Source organism: Bacillus sp. LUNF1 (genome assembly GCF_011008975.1).
GTDB lineage: Bacteria > Bacillota > Bacilli > Bacillales > Bacillaceae > Bacillus > Bacillus velezensis.
This window is the reverse complement of sequence record NZ_CP048876.1, coordinates 3,033,327-3,051,631: the sequence shown is the minus strand read 5'-3', so window position 1 is coordinate 3,051,631 and position 18,305 is coordinate 3,033,327. Positions and strand designations below refer to the sequence as shown.

The window sequence follows — 18,305 nt, the reverse complement described above, 5'->3', positions numbered from 1 at the left end:
CTTTTTGTTGTGATAATATTTTTCACATTTAGACAAATTTCGTCAAGTTATTTGATATACTTATGTTCGAAGGCCGCATCTAAGGGGGTAAATGAATGAAGGTGTTTGTTGCGAGACAGCCTATCTTCAACAGAAACGAACAGGTTGTTGCTTATGAACTTCTTTACCGGGAGAGCGAAGAGAACCGTTATTCGGCCGCTGACGGAGATAAAGCTACGACGGATCTCATTATTAACAGCTTTATCAACATCGGAATCGAAAAGCTGACTGAGGGGAAACGCTGCTTTGTGAATTTTACAGAAAGCCTGATGTTTTCAGATCTCCCTACCTCCTTTGATCCTGACCAGCTTATTATCGAAATTCTTGAGGACATACCGATCACTCCGGCACTCATCTCAAGATGCAGACAGCTGAAGAAATTAGGATATACATTAGCACTTGATGATTTTTACGCCATCAATCCGGAAAATGAAGAGTTAGTGGAACAGCTGATGAAATATATTGATATTTTAAAAATCGACTTTTTGCAATCCTCGCGTCTGGAGCGCAAAAAAATCATTCAGACGTACAGCTGTAAAAGTCTGATTTATTTAGCGGAGAAAGTGGAGACGAGAAAAGATTATAAACAGGCGGCCATAGACGGCTTTCACCTGTTTCAAGGATATTTTTTCAGTGAACCGCGTGTCATCAGCGGAAATGATCTGACGTTTCATTTTCATTCTTACTACCAGCTTTTAAGCGAATTAAACAATGACCAGCCCAATATACAGCGCGTGACGGAATACATAGAGCGGGACGTCAGCTTATCGTATCAGATTCTGCGTTTTTTAAACGGATCGCAAACAAGGCTGAAAAAAAAGATAGACAGCATCCAGCAGGCCATCATGATGCTCGGGCTGAATGAGATTAAGCGCTTGATTTACATTCTTTCATTCAGAGATTTAACGGCGAAAAGCCACTCAAGCCAAAAAGAAATCATTAAGATTTCCTTAATCAGGGCCAAACTGTGCGAACTGCTGGCGAAAAGAACCGGAAGGCCCCAGCCCTCTTCTTACATGCTGATCGGCATGTTTTCGCTCATCGATACGCTTCTCCACAGGGAGCTGGAGGATATCATCAAAGAACTGCCTTTAATCGATGAAGTCGGACAGGCGCTGCTCGGTTATGAAAACGATTATTATAAGATGCTCGCGCTCGTCAAGGCCATTGAATGCAACAACTGGGACTGTGACGAGTGGGGAAAAGAACTGAACAAAGAAGAAGCGTATGACTGTTACTTACAGGCGATCGAATGGTGCCGGCAGCTGATCGTGGATTGAGCCGCTTTAAGCCGACCACCTGAAGGCGATGATAAACCGGCTTTGCTCTCTGACCAGACTGACACGGATGCCGTCGGGATTATACGTCACGTCAAAGTCATTTTTGATGCCGGTCTGCTTAATGAGCCGCTTGACCGCTGCGGTGTCAGAGGATTGCGCTGCGGTGAGGATGCGGCGTGCAAGCTCTTTTGACGCCGTCAGCCGCGCAAGGAGCAGGCGCGCATCCTCCAGCATGCCCGCAGCTTCATTTGCGGACGCTGTCAAAATATCTGCGTGAACCGGGGGACTGGGCGCTGGATGCCGGTATGGCGCGGCGAAAACAGGGCAGCATGGATACACATAATGCATACGGCGGCCTCCTTCCTGAGAAAACATTCGTTATACATGAGTATAGGCGGCGTGATAATGAGTTATGACATGCAAAAAGACCACAATGCGGGGGTTGAGGTCTTTTCGGTGTTTGTCGGTGGTTATGCGACGCTGTTCGCCCATTCTGTTTTGAAATTGCGACGGCAGGGACTATAGTCCTTGCCGGTTTGTCGGAAAACCGTTAAAAAAACAGCAGAACCGCCAGATTGGTCTGCTTCATCCTAAACGTCTGCCTTTCTGGTAGTTATATAGTCCTGTTCGCTAAATGCTCCATTCGGGACTATGGGATTACCCCGGTTTGCGGTGTCACGCAGATACTTTTACACATACTTTTCGGTGAAAAATCCCGCAAAAACGTTTACACTATTAGTAACAGATCAAATACCTAGGACTCGTTCACCATACACAATTCATTGATCTTTCAAAAAAAGGAGTGTGGAAACGGTGGAAAACAAATTAGAAGAAGTAAAGCAATTATTATTCCGACTTGAAAATGATATCAGAGAAACAACCGACTCATTACGAAACATTAACAAAAGCATTGATCAGCTCGATAAATTCTCATATGCAATGAAAATTTCTTAAAAAGACTTGGAAACAAGTCTTTTTTTTGTGCATTTGTTATACAATTAATGGATAAAGTATTATATGATTGTTAAAAAACAATAAACATGCTGTATTTGAACAAAAGGGTTTAGTAAAATAAAGTGAGGGATTCATATAGCTAAGAAATTAACTCTAGAAGCAGAAGATGTAAAGGACACAATAAACCATATTCTCAAAAAAAATGATGTGAATAAAGAAGTAAGTAAACATGTTTTGAATTTTGCTGATACAAAAAACAACTTTCCATTTGCTGAGTTAGCTTTAGATCATTATTTGGCTTTTGGAGGGAATGATTTTGAAGAAATACTAGATTTAGGATCAGGGATTGAACTGCTTATCTTAGCGGCTGATATTTTTGATGACATACAAGATAAGGATCGTCCAAATGCAGAATGGATGAAAATGGATCAGGCTGTATCTTTAAATATTGCAACCTTAATTTATACAATAGCTCTCCAAGTTATATCATCTCGAGATCCGGAAGGGTTATTACTCAAGACAGCTCTAAAATATACAGTTCAAGCTATGGAAGGACAACACATTGATTTGGTCGATAATACTTTAACTGAAAATCAATGCATTGAAATGATTAAGAAAAAGTCAGGGGCTTTGACAGCTTTAGCAAGTATGCTGGGTGCTGTACTTGCAACTAAACGTTATCAATCAGATGTGGAGCAGTATGCTTTCTATATAGGGGTTGCAGCTCAATTAAAAAATGATTTATTTGAGATAATGTATGTGAATAATACGGAAACCTTTTTCAAAAAGACAAATTTGGCAATTCAGTTCTTAGAGAAAAAATTCAACACAGTATCCACAGAATTGTTAAACAACAACTTTCAACAATCAGAGTTAAAACGGCTTCTCTTAGAATCTGGTGTTATCCATTATATGTCAGTTATGATTAATGTATATAATTTGAAAGTGAAAAATGGACTCGAAAATTTAAATTTGACTTTAGAGAACAAAAACTATTTAATTAAAAAAATTTGCGAGAATGAGAAGGTGGATAAAAATGCAGGAAATAGTAAATTATTTAGTTCGTAATCCCGAAATTGTTCAAAAATTGAGAAGAGAAGAAGTCAGTATCATAGGTTTAGATAAAGAAGAGGTGAAAGGGGTATTGCTTGGATTTGATCAATTAATCTCAATGAGTTCAAAAGACGAGATATATTGGAAACCGTCATGAAACAGGGGTAAATATGAAGTTATCTAAAAATACGTATTCCATTTTATTAATTTTACTCAGCTTGTCTTATATTTTCTATTTAACTTATATAAATGTAAATAATTTATTTGTAGGAGCCACCGCAAATGTTAATAACAAGAATCAAATAGAGATTACCAAAGTATCAGATTACACAATGGCTTATTATGCTGGTGTTAAAAAAGGTGACATTGTAATTAAAATTAATCAGAATAAGAGCGTTGAACCAAAAGATTTAAAACAAAATACATTGAAAAACGTAAGATCTATGACAGTTGAAAGATCTGGTGAAATAGTTGATCTCAAAAATTTAAGTTTATTAAGTGAAGACAACTTATTTGTTTATTTAATACCTGTTATTTTTTTCTTTGTATGCCTTAGTTGTATTATCCTTATTTTAAAAATTAATAAGGAGCAAGATTCAGTTTCAGCTTTTATATTGATCATCTTTTTACTCACTACTGGTATAGCATATGTAAGTGCGGGAGGTTCATCAAAAGGAGATATAATAAGCCGATACGTAAATGTCATAACTTTAATATCCGTACCGGTAAATTATCTCTTGTTTATTTACCAATATATCAAAGAATTTGGATACAAGATTTTTAACGGGAAAGTTTTTGTTGCTTTATATACAGTCCCTGTTATTAATATAATACTAGAGTTTTTTAGGCATTGCTTTGAAAGAGGAGTAGTTGGGAAAGTTAATTTAGTATCAATATCTCTCCTTTATTTAATAGCTCTATTTTTCATTACTGTAGGTTTAATAAAGTACAAAAAAACAGAGCAAGCAAATATTCTTAAGACTTTTCTTTTAATTAATATTTTTGCTTTCTCACCATTTGTATTCTTGTATGTGGCACCCTACATCATTTTTAATGACTATTATGTTTCTTCTTTTTTAGTTGCGCCTTTTCTTTTATTAATTCCTTTTTCTTTAGTTTATCAATTTATGACTAATAAAATCTATGAAATTGATTTTATTATTGGGCGGTTGAAATATTATAGTCTTTTAGCTGTCACTCCTACTTTACTTATTATTACAATTTATGATCTTGTACAAGATCCAAACTCAGAGTTTTATACGTTTAAACTAACTTTGCTGACATATATTATTATGTTGGCTGTGTTTTATTCAAAAGAGATCTTAGATTTTCGTTTCCGTTTAAAGCGTTTTTCTGAAAAACATAATTATCAGGACAGCATATTCAAGTTTACTCAAATAATTAAAGGAGCTTCATCCTTAAAGCAAGTATTCACTGAACTTGAATCTACTCTACTTGAAGTTTTGATGGTTAGTAAAGTATGTGTTTTAGAAGTAGAAGGAGACTTAAATGTAAGGTATTTTTTTAATGATAATGAGAAAAAATTATGGGAGCCGTATTCTCATCAATTAGCTGAAACGACAAGCGAAATTGGCAAAATAGTTCAAGTGGATAAAGGGTTTTTAATGAAAATAGGGGAACGGGGCACTAAATCATACATTGTACTGTGTTTATCATTTATGAATACTCCGAAACTAACTTGGGATGAGATTTCTTGGTTAAAAACCTTATCATTCTACACCAGTATTACGATGGAGAATGTGCTTAAAATCGAAGAACTTATGAATCATCTCGAAGATTTAAAGAAACAAGAGACAAACCCGGTCTGGCTCAAAAAGCTGATGTTTACGATCGAGGAAAAGCAGCGTTCGGATTTGGCCCGTGATCTGCATGATTCAGTGCTGCAGGACTTGATTTCTTTGAAGCGCCAGTGTGAGCTGTTTCTGGCCGATTTTAAGAAAGAGGAGCCTTGCCAGTTAGAGGTGCAGGACAAGCTTCATCAGATGAATGAGCAGATGTCGGATGTCATTTTGATGACCCGGGAGACGTGCCATGAGCTGCGTCCTCAGCTGCTGTATGATTTGGGTCTGGTCAAGGCGGTATCCAAGCTTGCCGCACAGCAGCAGGAGCGTGCGCCGTTTCATATCCGTCTGAATACGGGCCGGTTTACGGCGGCGCTGGATTTGGATACGCAGCTGAATTTGTACCGCATCATTCAGGAATTTCTTTCGAACGCCATGAAGCATTCACAGGCGAATGAGGTGCTGATTATGCTGATCAGCATTCAAAATAAAGTGATTCTGCATTATGAAGACGACGGTGTCGGCTGCAATCAGGAAGAAGGCGGCGGGCAGTCGATGAGCATGGGGCTTTCGGGTATTAAGGAGCGCGTCCGTGCGCTTGACGGACGGATGAAAATCGACACAAGTGAAGGAAACGGTTTTAAAGCGGATATTGAAATGGAATTGTAACCAATTTATCACCAAATCGACTTGGCAGAAGCCAAGTCTTTTTAATAAAATGGAAATGAGTGAGTAAAAGGGAGGAAACCATGAAAAAGATACTAGTGATTGATGATCATCCGGCTGTCATGGAGGGCACCAAGACGATTCTGGAAACGGACACGAATCTTTCTGTCGATTGCCTCAGTCCTGATGCCAGTGAACAATTTGTTCTCCGGCATGATTTTTCAGCTTACGATCTCATATTAATGGATTTAAATCTGGGTGATGACATCAGCGGCATAGAGCTTTCCAAGAAAATCTTAAAAGAGAATCCTCTCTGTAAAATCATTGTCTACACAGGCTATGAGGTTGAAGATTATTTTGAAGAATCCATCCGCGCGGGCCTGCATGGCGCCATCAGCAAAACCGAATCTAAAGAGAAAATCATGCAATACATATATCACGTGCTCAACGGACAGATTTTAGTTGATTTCTCCTATTTCAAACAGCTGATGACCCAGCAAAAAACAAAAACGTCTTCTTCCCCTCAAAGTGAGCAGGATCGGTTAACCCCGAGAGAGCGCCATATTCTCCAAGAGGTCGAAAAAGGTTTGACCAATCAGGAAATCGCAGATGCGCTTCACTTAAGCAAGCGGTCGATTGAATACAGTCTGACATCCATTTTTAATAAGCTGAATGTCGGCTCCCGCACTGAAGCGGTGCTGATCGCCAAGTCAGATAACGTACTATAAATCTTGAAGGGAGAATAACCTATGAATCTGAACAATACATTGCTCGGCGCACTCGGTATTGAAATCACTGAAAACACGCCGGAGAGATGCGTGGCGGTGATGCCGGTGGATAAGAGAACGGTGCAGCCTTTCGGATATCTGCATGGGGGCGCGTCAGCAGCGCTGGCGGAGACTGTTGCAAGTGTCGGGGCCCAGCATTTTATTGACCGGTCGAAACAGGCGTGTGTCGGGCTTGAGATTAATGCCAATCATTTAAAATCCGTGAAAGAGGGCGGGACGGTCACGGCAATAGCAGAACCCGTTCACACGGGCAGAGCAACCATTGTGTACGGGATTAACATTTTCGATGAACGGGAAAGGCTGATCTGTGTTTCCCGCTGCACGCTGGCTGTTATAACAAAATAAACAAACAGCCGGAACCCTGAATCGTCCGGCTGTTTGTTTTTACAAATATGAATCTTCTTTTCGTTTGATCACAAAGTTTCTGATCCCTTTGTAATCATCCTGAACGCTTCTTTTATCAAGCGCCGCTCCCGAATTGTACGCGGCCCTGCATATGAGGTGCGCTCCGACCGGCGCCGTCAGCAGGATAAAAATGATGCCGAGCAGTATTTTTACAGAAATTTCTCCGGTCAGCATCCACAAGTAGCCTAACACCCCGAGCAATACCAAATTAACGCCGAGTGTCGAGCCTTTTGAAGAGGCGTGGGCGCGCGTATACACATCAGGAAGCCTGAGTGTGCCGAAAGACGCGACCAGGCAGATCAGCGATCCCATCAGAATACAAATGCCGACGGCCCATTTAACGATTTCGATCATTTTCGATAATCTCTCCTTTCTCCAAAAACTTAGCAAAGGCAATCGTGCCGATAAACGATAAAATGCCGAGCAGCAGAATGATGTCCAAAAAGGCCGATGTGTTTAAGAGAATGGATACAAGCGCGGTCATGGCAATCAGATTAATGCCGATCCCATCAAGCGCGACGACCCGGTCCGGAACCGTAGGACCTTTTATGACGCGAATGACGTACAGAAGAGTCGAGACCGCCATAATGCCGAGTGATAATTGCAGAATAAACGTAAACATCAGCGGCTCACCTCCTGAATGGCTTTCTCAAAAGAGACGCGGATGTCATGGATCGCTTTCTCCGCATCTTCAATGTCCATGGCGTGTATATAGAGAATCGACCGGTCATCGGAGATATCCATCACAAGCGTACCCGGCGTTAAAGTGATTAACAGCGAGAGCAGCGTGATCTCCCAATCCTCCGTCAATTCCGTCTTAAACGCGAAAATGCCCGGGCGGATGTTCAGTTTCGGCGATATAACGGTTTTCAGCACGCTGACATTGGCCAAATATAATTCCTTTATAAAGATCAGCGCCAGTTTGATGACTGACCATATTTTCCAAATGTAAAACGGCCGCGAGAAGAAGCGCCGGAAAAAAAACAGCGCCGCCAAGCCCGCGATAAATCCGGTCATAAAACCCCCGGCGCTGAGGCTGTTTGTGAGAAACATCCAGCAAACAGCGAGAAGAACATTTAATAATAGTTGAAAAGCCATGCCATCTACTCCTTCAAAACAGCTTCAATGTATTTTTCCGGATTCAGCAGATTCTCAGCCGTCTGATTGACATACGGTGAAACCCATTCGGTTCCGAGCCCGAACAGAAGCGACAAAAGGAGAAAAGCGGCTGCCGGATAAAGAAGTCCTTTTGCGGAACGTCCGCCTGCGCCCGGAATTTCTTTTTCTTCCCCCCAAAAAGCCGTCGTAAAAACCTTCAGCACGGAATAGAGCACAAGCAGGCTTGATAAGAGAATCAATACGGAAAACAATGTTTCCCCCTTATCGAACCCGCCTTCCGCGATCTTCAGCTTGCCCACAAATCCGCTGAACGGCGGGATGCCGGCCAAAGATATGGCTGAGATAAAGAACATCCATCCCAAAACGGGATAACGGGTGATCAGTCCGCCCATTTTATGCAGGCTGGCAGTGCCTGTCAATGCGATAAGCGTGCCGGCAAGCATAAACAGCGCTCCTTTAATCAGCATATCGTGAATCAAGTAATAAACCGCTCCTTGAATGGAGGCCGGCGTGTTCATGGCAATGCCGAACAAAATCACGCCGACGGCTGTAATAATATTGTAGATGACGATTTTCATGACATCCGAAAAGGCGATAGATCCGATTACGCCGAATAGCACCGTCAGCATCGCAAGCCACATCATCAATTGGTGGGTAAAGCCCGTATCATGAATAAAGATCAGGGTGAATACTCTTAAAATGGCGTACAGGCCGACTTTCGTCAAAAGAGACCCGAATAAAGCCGAAATCGCAGCCGGCGGGGCGTAATAAGAGCCCGGCATCCAGAAATACAGCGGGAATATCCCGCCCTTTAAACCGAATACAACGAGAAGAAGGACGCCGATGACGGTGATCAGCCCGGTCTGGCCCGATTCGCTTATTTTTACGCTTAGATCAGCCATATTCAGCGTGCCCGTCACCGCGTATAAGTAACCGACGCCGATGACAAAAAACGCGGATGACACAATGTTAAACACGATATACTTCAATGATTCTCTTAATTGAATTTTCGTTCCGCCAAGCACGATCAGCATGTAGGACGCGATAAGCAGAAGCTCAAAAAAGACGTACATGTTGAACAGGTCGCCCGTCAAAAACGCTCCGCTTACGCCGGCCAGAAGAAACTGCACCCCTGAATAATAGAAAGCGCGCTCCCTTTTTTCTCCGATGGAGCGGAAGGAGTACAGGATGACGAGCAGCCCGATTATGGCGGTTGTCAAAACAAGCAGTGCGGCGAGCTGATCCGCGGCGAGCACAATGCCGTACGGCGCTTTCCAGCCGCCGAGTGTCAGCGTCTGAATCCCGTGTGTGAAAACCGTCTGAACGAGAGCGGCGCTGATGACGATGGAAACACAGGAAGCGGCAGTGCTGAATATCCGCATCAGCATCACGCGCCTGTTCATAAAAATCAGCAGCACTGCGGCAAGCAGCGGCACCAGGATAGGCAATATCACAAAGTTATTCATGTTGATCATTTCCCCTCATTCGATCCATTTCGTCCGTTTTCAGTTCCTGATAGGCGCGAAACGCCATCACAAGCAAAAAGGACGTGACGCCGAACGAAATAACGATCGCCGTCAGTATGAGTGCCTGCGGCAGCGGATCGACAAACGACGTGCTTTTTCCGCCCAGTATGGGAGGAGCGCCTTTTTTCAGTCCGCCCATGGTCAGGAGCAGCAAATGGACGCCGTGGCTTAAAAGCGCGGTGCCGATAATCACGCGCAGCAGACTTTTAGAAAGCAGCAGGTAGGTTGCCGCCATAAACAAAATACCGGCAATGACAGACATTAAGATTTCCATTATTCTTCCTCTCCAATCGTTTGAATAATGGTCATCGTCACGCCGACAACAACGAGATACACACCTAAATCAAACAAAGTGGCCGTCGCAAGCTCCGTATTCCCAAGCACCGGGAGATGAAAATGGCCGAATGTATGGGTGAGAAAGGGTGCTCCGAATAAGAACGAACCTGCACCCGTTGCAATCGCGATAAGCAGACCCGCGCCCGCCACATAAATAAAATTGACGGGCAAAATCGATTTGACGGTTTTTAAATCAAAGGCCAAAAGCAACAGCACGATGGCCGAAGACGTAATCAGTCCGCCGACAAATCCTCCGCCGGGAGCGTTATGCCCCGATAAAAATAAATAGAAAGAGAAAAGCAGAATGATAAAAGATACAAGCTTCGTTGCCGTCTGAAGGATGATGTCGTTTGTTTTTTGCTGTCTCAACGCTCTTCTCCCTCCTCTTTTACTTTCGTTCTGATCATGCCGTAAATCCCGAGTGCGGCAATCGACAGCACCGTGATTTCAAACATCGTATCAAATCCCCTGAAATCAACGAGGATGACGTTGACGATATTGTTTCCTCCCCCGAGCTTATGGCTGTAAGCGGTGAAAAAGGAGGAGATGCTGTCTTTTGTTTTTTCGCTGGAAGACGCGATTCCGAGCATTGTCACGATGACGCCGACACCGAGAGAAATGATAAAATTCGTCATCCGGAATGTTCTTGTCTTCTTTTTCCGCCGCATTTTCGGCAGATGGTAAAAACAAAGAAGAAACAAGGCGACGGATATCGTCTCAATGACTAGCTGCGTGAGCGCCAGATCGGGCGCTCTGAAAATCACGAAAAACAGCGCGAGTGTGTACCCGACAACACCGAGTGAGATAATGGCCGTCAGCCGCGATTTGGCGAACACAGTCGCAATCGTTGCGCTCACCATAACGAGGGACAGCACGATTTCATACAGGCCGATCTCAGCCATGCCTTTCGCTGTCATGGAAAAGCCGCCTTTCATCACGAACGCCGCTCCGATGAGAATGATAAACGCCGCAAAGATATACAGCAGATAATCCCGCAAAAATCCGGTCATATAAGATGACGTCAGCTGGTAAGATCTTTTTTCCATACTGCCCCTCACCGCATCGTAAAGCTTGTTCAGCGTCAGTTTTTTCGGAAACAGACCGTACAAACGCTCCCATTTAGACAGCGTTACGTAACCGATCGTGCCGACAATGATAATGCCGAGGGTCATCATTAGCTCAGCCGTCACCCCGTGCCACTGGGAAATATGAACATGAAATGTATCTCCGCCGGTTAACAGAGCCGGATAAATGGAGTTCATCGCCGGTTCAATCAGGCTGTAAGACAAAACGTTCGGTGCAAAAAACAGACTGACGGCGCAAGCGGCAAGAATGACCGGCGAAATCAGCATGCCGAGCGGTGCTTCATGCGGCGTCTTTTCAAGCTGATCAGGTTTGCGCGCGCCGCTGAACGTTCTGAAAAACAGCTTCATGCTGTAGATGAAAGTGAAGACGCTCCCGATCCATGCGAGAACGGGGAACAGCACGCCCCACGTATCCAGGCTGAAAATATCTGCATGAGCAATCCGCAGCATACTTGTAAAGAACATTTCTTTACTTAAAAAGCCGTTAAACGGAGGGAGGCCCGCCATGGAAAACGTTCCGATCAGTGAAACGGTGAACGTTACCGGCATAAGCGCCATCAGGCCGCCGAGCCTGCGGATGTCCCGTGTTCCCGTTTCATGGTCGATAATGCCGACCGCCATAAATAAACTTCCTTTAAAAGTAGCATGGTTAATTAAGTGAAACACAGCCGCGGTGACAGCCGCCGTAAAATACTCTGAATGCTGGTAATGAAGCGCGGCGGCTCCTGCGCCGAGCATCGATACAATCATACCGAGCTGACTGACTGTGGAAAATGCCAGAATCGCTTTTAAATCGGTTTGTTTAATCGCATTGAAGGAAGCCCATACCATCGTGATCAGACCGACTGAGGCAACCGTCCAAAACCAGACGGGTGAAAATGCAAAAACCGGACTGAATCTGGCAATCACATAAATGCCCGCTTTCACCATTGTAGCCGAGTGCAGATAGGCGCTGACAGGAGTCGGCGCCTCCATGGCATCAGGCAGCCAGATATAAAACGGAAACTGCGCTGATTTCGTAAAGGCCCCCAATAACAGGAGAACCATCGCCGGAATAAAGAATGGATGGCCTGCGATAATATGCACCTGGTTGACCATTTCCCTGATACTGAAAGAATCCGTCATCAGATACAGCAGGATAAAGCCGCCGAGCATGCACAGCCCGCCGCCGACGGTAATCAGCAGTGACTTTTCCGCACCGTAGCGTGATTTCTTCCGCTTATGCCAATACCCGATTAATAAGAAGGATGACAGGCTTGTCAGCTCCCAGAACATATAAAGAACGATAACGTTATCGACGAGCACAACGCCGAGCATCGCGCCCATAAACATCAGCAGGTACACATAAAAGGGGCCGAGCTTTTCTTTGTCCTTCGATAAGTAAAAAATACTGTAAAGCGTCACCAAAGAGCCGATGCCCGTAATCAATAAAGCGAATAACAGCCCGAGTCCGTCAATATAAACGGTATAGTTAATACCGAGGGACGGAATCCATTCGGCCGCATACCGGACGGTTTCCCCAGCCATTGTGACAGGGAGCTTGCTGATAAAGTAAACAAACAGCACAACGGGCACTATCAGCACAAACCAGCCTGTATGGACTTGTTTTACCCGTTTATAAAGAAAGGGAACGATAAATGCAAATAAAAAAGGCGCCAAAATCGCGAAATGTAACAGCTGCAACAGAAGACCTCCTTTGCTTGTTTTTTCATCAAGCAACTGCTTTATGTAAGAGTGAATCAATCAATTCACGGTCATAGGACCCAGTACAAATTATATCGCACTTTTTTTTACCCTGCTACGGCATAATGTATTCCTTTCTGTGTTTTTGTGGTCTTTTGAACCCAAAATAAATTTATCAAATATCCTGATCTTTGTATATACATTTATCTTTCAGATCAAGCTTTTAAAAAAGGAGCTGATCAGATGAAGAGAAAGGCGGCGGCCTGTATTGGAATATTTTGTTCTATTATTGCAGGAACATTCATAGCGGATGATTTCTGCAAAGAGCGGCAGCAGACGGAGGTAGATGAATGGGAGCGTTTTTTTCTCGGTGCGGAATACGCGGAAGATAAACTGAGTGCGGCTGAATCAATGCAAACACCGTTTCAGCCGCGTGAGTATATCAGAATCGTTTATAGATGAAAAGAGTTCCGGCGCCGGGGCGCGGAACTCTTTTTTTGTGGTGATCAGCGTTTTCCTTTAATGTAAGGGATGCCGTTGGCTTTAGGCGCGTCCGCGCGGCCGATGAAGCCGGCAAGCGCGAGAATGGTCAGAATGTAAGGAGCCATCAGCATGTATACATTCGGAATGTCTTTGAACAGGGGCAAAAGCGAGCCGATAATGCTCAAACTCTGCGCAAACCCGAAGAACAGCGCAGCCCCGAGCGCGCCGATCGGATGCCATTTGCCGAAAACCAGTGCGGCGAGAGCGATAAAGCCTTGCCCGGAAATGGTGGAGTGCGTGAAATCAAGCGCGATCGTGGAAGCATATACACCGCCGCCGAGCCCGCCGAACAGCCCGCTGATCATGACGCCGATATAGCGCATGCCGAACACGTTGATTCCCATCGTATCGGCCGCCATCGGATGTTCCCCGACAGAACGGATGCGGAGGCCGAACGGCGTTTTGAATAAAATAAACCAGGAAACAAAGGCCAGTACGATGGCTAAAATCGACGTATAATATACGTCGGAAAAGAAAATCTTTCCTAAAACCGGAATATCGCTTAACCCGGGAATGTTCGTTTTGTAAAAGGGCTCCGGGATTTTATCAGTCTGCGCCTTTCCGTAGATCAGCTTGACGATAAACAGTGTCGCTCCTAACGCGAGCATATTGATCGCCACACCGGTTACCGTCTGATCGGCGCGGAAAGAAACCGCGGCGGCCGCGTGGATCAGTGAGAACAGTCCGCCGGCAATCATTGCCGCAGCCAAGGCGAGCCACGGAGCGGCGGCGCCAAGCTCGCGTCCGAAAAATAAGTTGAACATGACGCTTGTAAAGGCGCCGATAATCATCAGTCCTTCAAGACCGATGTTGACAACTCCAGATCTTTCAGAAAACACACCGCCGAGAGCAGTTAAAATAAGCGGAGCCGCATATACGAGTGTTGCCGGGACAATAATGGATAAAATCTGCAGGAAGTCCACTTACTTCGCCCCCTTTTTCTTCAATTTATCAAGGATGAGACGGATGGCGTAGCTTGATGCCACAAACAAAATAATAATGGCGATGACGATGTCAACGACTTCAGAAGGCACCCCGGATTCAATCGGCATATTTAATGCCCCGACTTTAAGGCCGCCGAGAAGACATGCCGCCAGAACCACGCCGATTGCCGTGCTGCCGCCGAGAAGCGCAACCGCAATGCCGTCAAAGCCGACGCCGGTAAAGGCGCCCTTAACCGCCGCGTATTGAAAGGTTCCGAGTCCTTCCATCGCGCCGGCAAGCCCTGCGAAGGCGCCGGAAATCATCATGGCGTACATCATATTTTTTCTGACGCTCATTCCGGCGTATTGTGCGGCGTGCTGGTTAAAGCCGACAGCCCGGAATTCAAATCCGCTTTTTGTTTTATGAATGATAAACCACATGAGGACTGCCGCAAACAGAGCGATCAGAATGCCCCAGTGAAGGCGGGAGTAATCTGTCAGCTGCTCTAAAAACGGCGAGCGGAGCGACGCGCTTTCATGAATTTTGTCTGTTTTGTCCCGGTGGTCCGTCATGACATCGGAAATGAGATAATTGGTTAAATGAAGAGCGATATAATTCATCATGATCGTGACAATCACTTCGTGGACAAAAAAACGGGCTTTTAAAAATCCGGGAATCAGGCCCCAAATGCCGCCTGCAGCAGCAGCCGCCAATAACGAAAGCGGAAGGTGGATGTAAGCGGGGGCGTCAAAGGAAGCGCCGACCCACACCGCGGCGGTCCAGCCGACAAGGAGCTGTCCTTCAACCCCGATATTAAACAGGCCGGTCCGAAATGCGAATGCCACGGCCAATCCGGACAAAATATATGGCGTAATCTGCCGGATCGATTCCCCGATGTAATACACTTCACCGAAAATGCCGCTCCAAAGAGCCGAATACCCGCTTACGACATTGTAGCCGCTGGCGAGCATGATGACCGCACCCGCAGCTAACCCAAGGATGATCGCAATCAGCGGCACAGCCAGGTGAGAAAGTCGATTAATCATGTGTTTTCCCCGCCTCCATTTGCTTACTTCCCGCCATTAAAAGTCCGAGCTCCTGCTCGTTTGTTTCAAGCGGATTGACGTTTGCGATGATGCTGCCTTCAAAGATGACGGCGATGCGATCGCTGAGATTCATTATTTCATCAAGTTCAAAAGATAACAGAAGCACCGCTTTACCGGCGTCACGCTGCTCAATGAGCTTTTTATGGACGAATTCAATCGCGCCGACATCGAGTCCCCGCGTCGGCTGGGCCGCAATTAAAAGATCAGGATTTCTGTCCACTTCCCGGCCGATAATGGCCTTTTGCTGATTCCCTCCGGAGAGCGCGCGCGCAGGCGTATATTCATCAGGTGTTCTGACATCGTATTCTTCAATCAGGCTTCGCGCTTTGTCATAAATCGTGTGTTTATTTAATATGCCGAAAGAAGAGTAGGGCTTTTGGTAATAACTTTGCAGCACGATATTTTCTCCGATCGGAAAATCAAGGACGAGCCCGTGTTTATGCCTGTCCTGCGGAATGTGCCCGATGCCGGCTTCAGTGACTTTCCTGGGCGGCATGTTTTGCAGCTGTTTGCCGTTTAACGTGATCGTGCCGGCATTCGTTTTTCTGAGGCCTGTAATGGCTTCAATTAATTCAGACTGGCCGTTTCCGTCAACGCCCGCAATGCCGACGATTTCACCGGCTCTGACAGAGAGGGAGAGCTGCTTGACCGCCTCAACGCCGCGCGCGTCCTTCACCGTTACATCAGAAAGCGAAAGCACTTCTTGTTTCGGATCGGCCGGCTTTTTATCCGTCTTGAATGACACTTCGCGTCCGACCATAAGGCTTGCCAGTTCATCTTGATCCGTATGTGCGACATCGAGTGTTGTAATGCCTTTTCCTTTCCGGATAATGGTGACACGGTCGCAGACTTCCATAATTTCTTTTAATTTGTGAGTGATGAGGATAATCGATTTTCCTTCATTGACAAGATTTTTCATAATCTGAATCAGTTCTTGAATTTCGTGCGGAGTCAGCACCGCGGTCGGCTCGTCAAAAATGAGAATGTCGGCGCCCCGGTAGAGGGTCTTTAATATTTCCGCCCGCTGCTGCATACCGACGGAAATATCGGCAACTTTGGCTTCAGGATCAATGTGCAGGCCGTAACGGTCGGAAATATCGCGCACGTCCCGGTCGGCGCGCTGTCTGTCAATTCGGCCGAATGTTTTCGGCTCTTTTCCGAGAATGATATTTTCTGAGACGGTAAAGGTGTCCACAAGCATAAAATGCTGGTGCACCATCCCGATGCCGAGATCGTTGGCTTTGTTCGGGCTGTTGATGTGAACGCGTTCGCCCCGCACCCGGATCTCGCCTTTTTCCGGCTGATACAGACCGAATAAAACGTTCATGAGTGTCGATTTTCCGGCGCCGTTTTCACCGAGAAGGGCGTGTATTTCGCCTTTTTTCACTTGAAGCGTGACGTCATCATTGGCGACGATTCCGGGAAACTCCTTGCGTATATTCAGCATTTCAATGATATAATCCACCGATTTTTGTCGCTCCTTTTCAGAGATACTTTGATGAGAAAGAGCTTGGCAAAAGAAAAGCTGCAAGAGATGCAGCTTTTCCTTCACCGCTCTTTTCATAAAAGAGAGGGGATAAGCACGGAAGTCTCCTTATCCCCTGGTTCTTACTCAGCCTTGAAGGATTTCAATTCTTTTTCAGTTGAAGGGATCTCGAGTCCGTCCGCGATTTTCTTCTTCCAATCGTCTGTTGCTTTGATGACATCGTCAGAAAGGTTCTCCTTGTGATCCGAGATGCCGACTGCATCTTGCGCCAAACCGTATGTTAATGTTTTGCCGCCCGGGAATTTCCCGTCACTCGCTTTTTTCGTTAAGTCCTCTACGGCTGTATCCACTTTTTTGACCATTGATGTCAGAGTGACATTGTCTTTTGTGCCTTTGACTTGACCTTCCGCGTACTGGTCTTTATCAACACCGATAACCCATACGTTCCGCTTCGGATCTTCTTTTTTCAGATTTTTCGCTTCTGTGAAGACGCCCGTTCCCGTTGCGCCGGCCGCGTGATAAATGACGTCAACGCCTGATTTGTACATGCTTTCAGCCGTCGCCTTGCCGACATCGGCTTTGTCAAATCCGCCCGCATATTTCACTTCGACGGTCGCTTTCGGATTTGCGGCTTGTACACCCGCGCGGAAGCCGATTTCGAATTTTTTGATCAATTCAGACTCCATTCCGCCCACGAATCCGACTTTTCCCGTTTTGCTCGATAGCGCAGCGGCCGCTCCCACGAGGAATGAACCTTCCTGCTCCTTAAATGTAAGGCTCGCCACGTTGTCTTTTTTGACAACGGCGTCAATGATCGCAAAATTTGTGTCTTTGCGCTGATCGGCGATTTCGCTGATGGAATCCTGCATCAGATACCCGACGCCGTAAATCAGGTCAAAGTGCTCCCGCGCTAATTTATTTAAGTTCGTTGTATAATCTGCATCTGATTTTGATTGAAGATAGTCAAAACCGCTTTTGCCTTTTGTAAGCCCGTTGTCTTTTCCGAATGCCTGGATGCCTTCCCAGGCGGACTGGTTAAATGATTTGTCATCGACACCGCCGATATCCGTTACCATGCCGACGGTAAAGTTTTTGCTGCCGGAGCCGTTTGCTTTGTCACTTGAACCGCATGCGCTTAATATGGTTCCGGCCGCCGCGATGAGCGCCATCGCCATTCCGATTTTGCGTTTTTTCAAAGATATAACCCCCCTGTAAAATATGGCTGTGCCGTTCAATTCAGTCTTGAGTCCCCGTACCGGATGCGGAATCGAAAAAACTTTCTGATAATAACGATGAGACGTCTCTCTTTTTCCCGCCTTAAGCGGCTGTCTCTTCCAGGTTCGGGACTTATGACTTACCTGAAAAGATCTGCTAACCAATCATAATTTATCATTTTACCCGCCATAAATAAATAGAAATTTGCTTATTTTTTAAAAAATATCAATTTTATGAATCGTCTTCCTCATCTGGATAAAACAGAGGAGGATCAGCCAGGTCATTATCCTTATAT

General features: G+C 45.3%; 20 protein-coding genes. 8 read left to right on the top strand and 12 right to left on the bottom strand.

Translation table 11 applies throughout. The annotated features are described in order from the left end of the window. Positions 1–95 precede the first annotated feature (95 nt). Complete coding sequence (locus G4O42_RS15090; protein ID WP_032876792.1) at positions 96–1,319, top strand: EAL and HDOD domain-containing protein; 1,224 nt, start codon at positions 96–98, stop codon at positions 1,317–1,319. A gap of 6 nt (positions 1,320–1,325) precedes the next feature. Here G4O42_RS15090 and G4O42_RS15085 read toward each other — a convergent pair whose 3' ends face one another. After that, the gene (locus G4O42_RS15085) at positions 1,326–1,667 is read right to left on the bottom strand and encodes a YuzC family spore coat inner layer protein (protein WP_032876795.1); all 342 of its coding nucleotides are present in this window, start codon (positions 1,665–1,667) and stop codon (positions 1,326–1,328) included. Between the two features lie 465 nt (positions 1,668–2,132). On the opposite strand from G4O42_RS15085, the gene degQ reads away from it, so the two are divergent. The 6 genes from degQ (at position 2,133) to G4O42_RS15050 (ending at position 6,927) form a co-directional block, all read left to right on the top strand. Beyond that, positions 2,133–2,273, top strand: coding sequence for a degradation enzyme regulation protein DegQ (gene degQ, locus G4O42_RS15075; protein ID WP_003152043.1), 141 nt, complete (start codon positions 2,133–2,135; stop codon positions 2,271–2,273). Between the two features lie 207 nt (positions 2,274–2,480). After that, positions 2,481–3,341, top strand: coding sequence for a polyprenyl synthetase family protein (locus G4O42_RS15070; RefSeq protein ID WP_142925231.1), 861 nt, complete (start codon positions 2,481–2,483; stop codon positions 3,339–3,341). Further along, positions 3,310–3,483 (top strand): competence pheromone ComX, encoded by a 174-nt coding sequence (gene comX, locus G4O42_RS15065; protein WP_012118314.1) that lies wholly within the window; start codon positions 3,310–3,312, stop codon positions 3,481–3,483. Before G4O42_RS15070 ends, comX begins: the two co-directional genes overlap by 32 nt. 13 nt (positions 3,484–3,496) lie before the next feature. Then, positions 3,497–5,797: a histidine kinase gene (locus G4O42_RS15060; RefSeq protein ID WP_032876801.1), complete on the top strand. Its 2,301-nt coding sequence runs from the start codon at positions 3,497–3,499 to the stop codon at positions 5,795–5,797. Between the two features lie 80 nt (positions 5,798–5,877). Beyond that, positions 5,878–6,522 carry a two-component system response regulator ComA gene (comA, locus tag G4O42_RS15055; RefSeq protein ID WP_003152052.1) on the top strand — a complete coding sequence of 215 codons (645 nt, stop codon included), beginning with the start codon at positions 5,878–5,880 and terminating at the stop codon, positions 6,520–6,522. 21 nt (positions 6,523–6,543) lie between these two features. Further along, positions 6,544–6,927 carry a hotdog fold thioesterase gene (locus G4O42_RS15050; RefSeq protein WP_007613430.1) on the top strand — a complete coding sequence of 128 codons (384 nt, stop codon included), beginning with the start codon at positions 6,544–6,546 and terminating at the stop codon, positions 6,925–6,927. A 39-nt stretch (positions 6,928–6,966) separates the two neighbouring features. On the opposite strand, the gene mnhG is transcribed toward G4O42_RS15050, so the two are convergent. The 7 genes from mnhG to G4O42_RS15015 are packed head-to-tail and all read right to left on the bottom strand — an operon-like array spanning position 6,967 to position 12,736. Beyond that, positions 6,967–7,341, bottom strand: coding sequence for a monovalent cation/H(+) antiporter subunit G (mnhG, locus tag G4O42_RS15045; RefSeq protein WP_007613429.1), 375 nt, complete (start codon positions 7,339–7,341; stop codon positions 6,967–6,969). Then, entirely contained in the window at positions 7,325–7,609 is a 285-nt protein-coding gene (locus tag G4O42_RS15040) for a Na(+)/H(+) antiporter subunit F1 (RefSeq protein WP_017419420.1), read from the bottom strand. The genes mnhG and G4O42_RS15040 overlap by 17 nt, the downstream gene beginning before the upstream one ends. Then, positions 7,609–8,085 (bottom strand): Na+/H+ antiporter subunit E, encoded by a 477-nt coding sequence (locus G4O42_RS15035; protein WP_007613428.1) that lies wholly within the window; start codon positions 8,083–8,085, stop codon positions 7,609–7,611. Before G4O42_RS15035 ends, G4O42_RS15040 begins: the two co-directional genes overlap by 1 nt. 5 nt (positions 8,086–8,090) lie before the next feature. After that, positions 8,091–9,572 carry a Na+/H+ antiporter subunit D gene (locus tag G4O42_RS15030; RefSeq protein WP_032876804.1) on the bottom strand — a complete coding sequence of 494 codons (1,482 nt, stop codon included), beginning with the start codon at positions 9,570–9,572 and terminating at the stop codon, positions 8,091–8,093. Then, on the bottom strand, positions 9,565–9,906 hold the full coding sequence (locus G4O42_RS15025; protein ID WP_032876807.1) for a Na(+)/H(+) antiporter subunit C: 342 nt from the start codon (positions 9,904–9,906) through the stop codon (positions 9,565–9,567). Before G4O42_RS15025 ends, G4O42_RS15030 begins: the two co-directional genes overlap by 8 nt. Next, positions 9,906–10,337, bottom strand: coding sequence for a Na(+)/H(+) antiporter subunit B (locus tag G4O42_RS15020; protein ID WP_007613424.1), 432 nt, complete (start codon positions 10,335–10,337; stop codon positions 9,906–9,908). The genes G4O42_RS15025 and G4O42_RS15020 overlap by 1 nt, the downstream gene beginning before the upstream one ends. After that, the gene (locus G4O42_RS15015) at positions 10,334–12,736 is read right to left on the bottom strand and encodes a Na+/H+ antiporter subunit A (RefSeq protein ID WP_032876810.1); all 2,403 of its coding nucleotides are present in this window, start codon (positions 12,734–12,736) and stop codon (positions 10,334–10,336) included. The genes G4O42_RS15020 and G4O42_RS15015 overlap by 4 nt, the downstream gene beginning before the upstream one ends. Before the next feature lie 243 nt (positions 12,737–12,979). Between G4O42_RS15015 and G4O42_RS15010 the strand changes: the two genes are divergently transcribed. Next, positions 12,980–13,198: a hypothetical protein gene (locus tag G4O42_RS15010; protein WP_032876813.1), complete on the top strand. Its 219-nt coding sequence runs from the start codon at positions 12,980–12,982 to the stop codon at positions 13,196–13,198. A 44-nt stretch (positions 13,199–13,242) separates the two neighbouring features. On the opposite strand, the gene nupQ is transcribed toward G4O42_RS15010, so the two are convergent. From nupQ to G4O42_RS14990, 4 genes are all read right to left on the bottom strand, one after another. After that, positions 13,243–14,202 (bottom strand): guanosine ABC transporter permease NupQ, encoded by a 960-nt coding sequence (gene nupQ, locus G4O42_RS15005; protein ID WP_003152071.1) that lies wholly within the window; start codon positions 14,200–14,202, stop codon positions 13,243–13,245. Beyond that, positions 14,203–15,249, bottom strand: a complete 1,047-nt coding sequence (locus tag G4O42_RS15000; protein WP_012118308.1) for an ABC transporter permease — start codon at positions 15,247–15,249, stop codon at positions 14,203–14,205. Next, positions 15,242–16,774 carry an ABC transporter ATP-binding protein gene (locus G4O42_RS14995; RefSeq protein ID WP_032876989.1) on the bottom strand — a complete coding sequence of 511 codons (1,533 nt, stop codon included), beginning with the start codon at positions 16,772–16,774 and terminating at the stop codon, positions 15,242–15,244. The genes G4O42_RS15000 and G4O42_RS14995 overlap by 8 nt, the downstream gene beginning before the upstream one ends. A 143-nt stretch (positions 16,775–16,917) precedes the next feature. Beyond that, positions 16,918–17,991 carry a BMP family lipoprotein gene (locus tag G4O42_RS14990; RefSeq protein ID WP_007408665.1) on the bottom strand — a complete coding sequence of 358 codons (1,074 nt, stop codon included), beginning with the start codon at positions 17,989–17,991 and terminating at the stop codon, positions 16,918–16,920. Positions 17,992–18,305 lie beyond the last annotated feature (314 nt).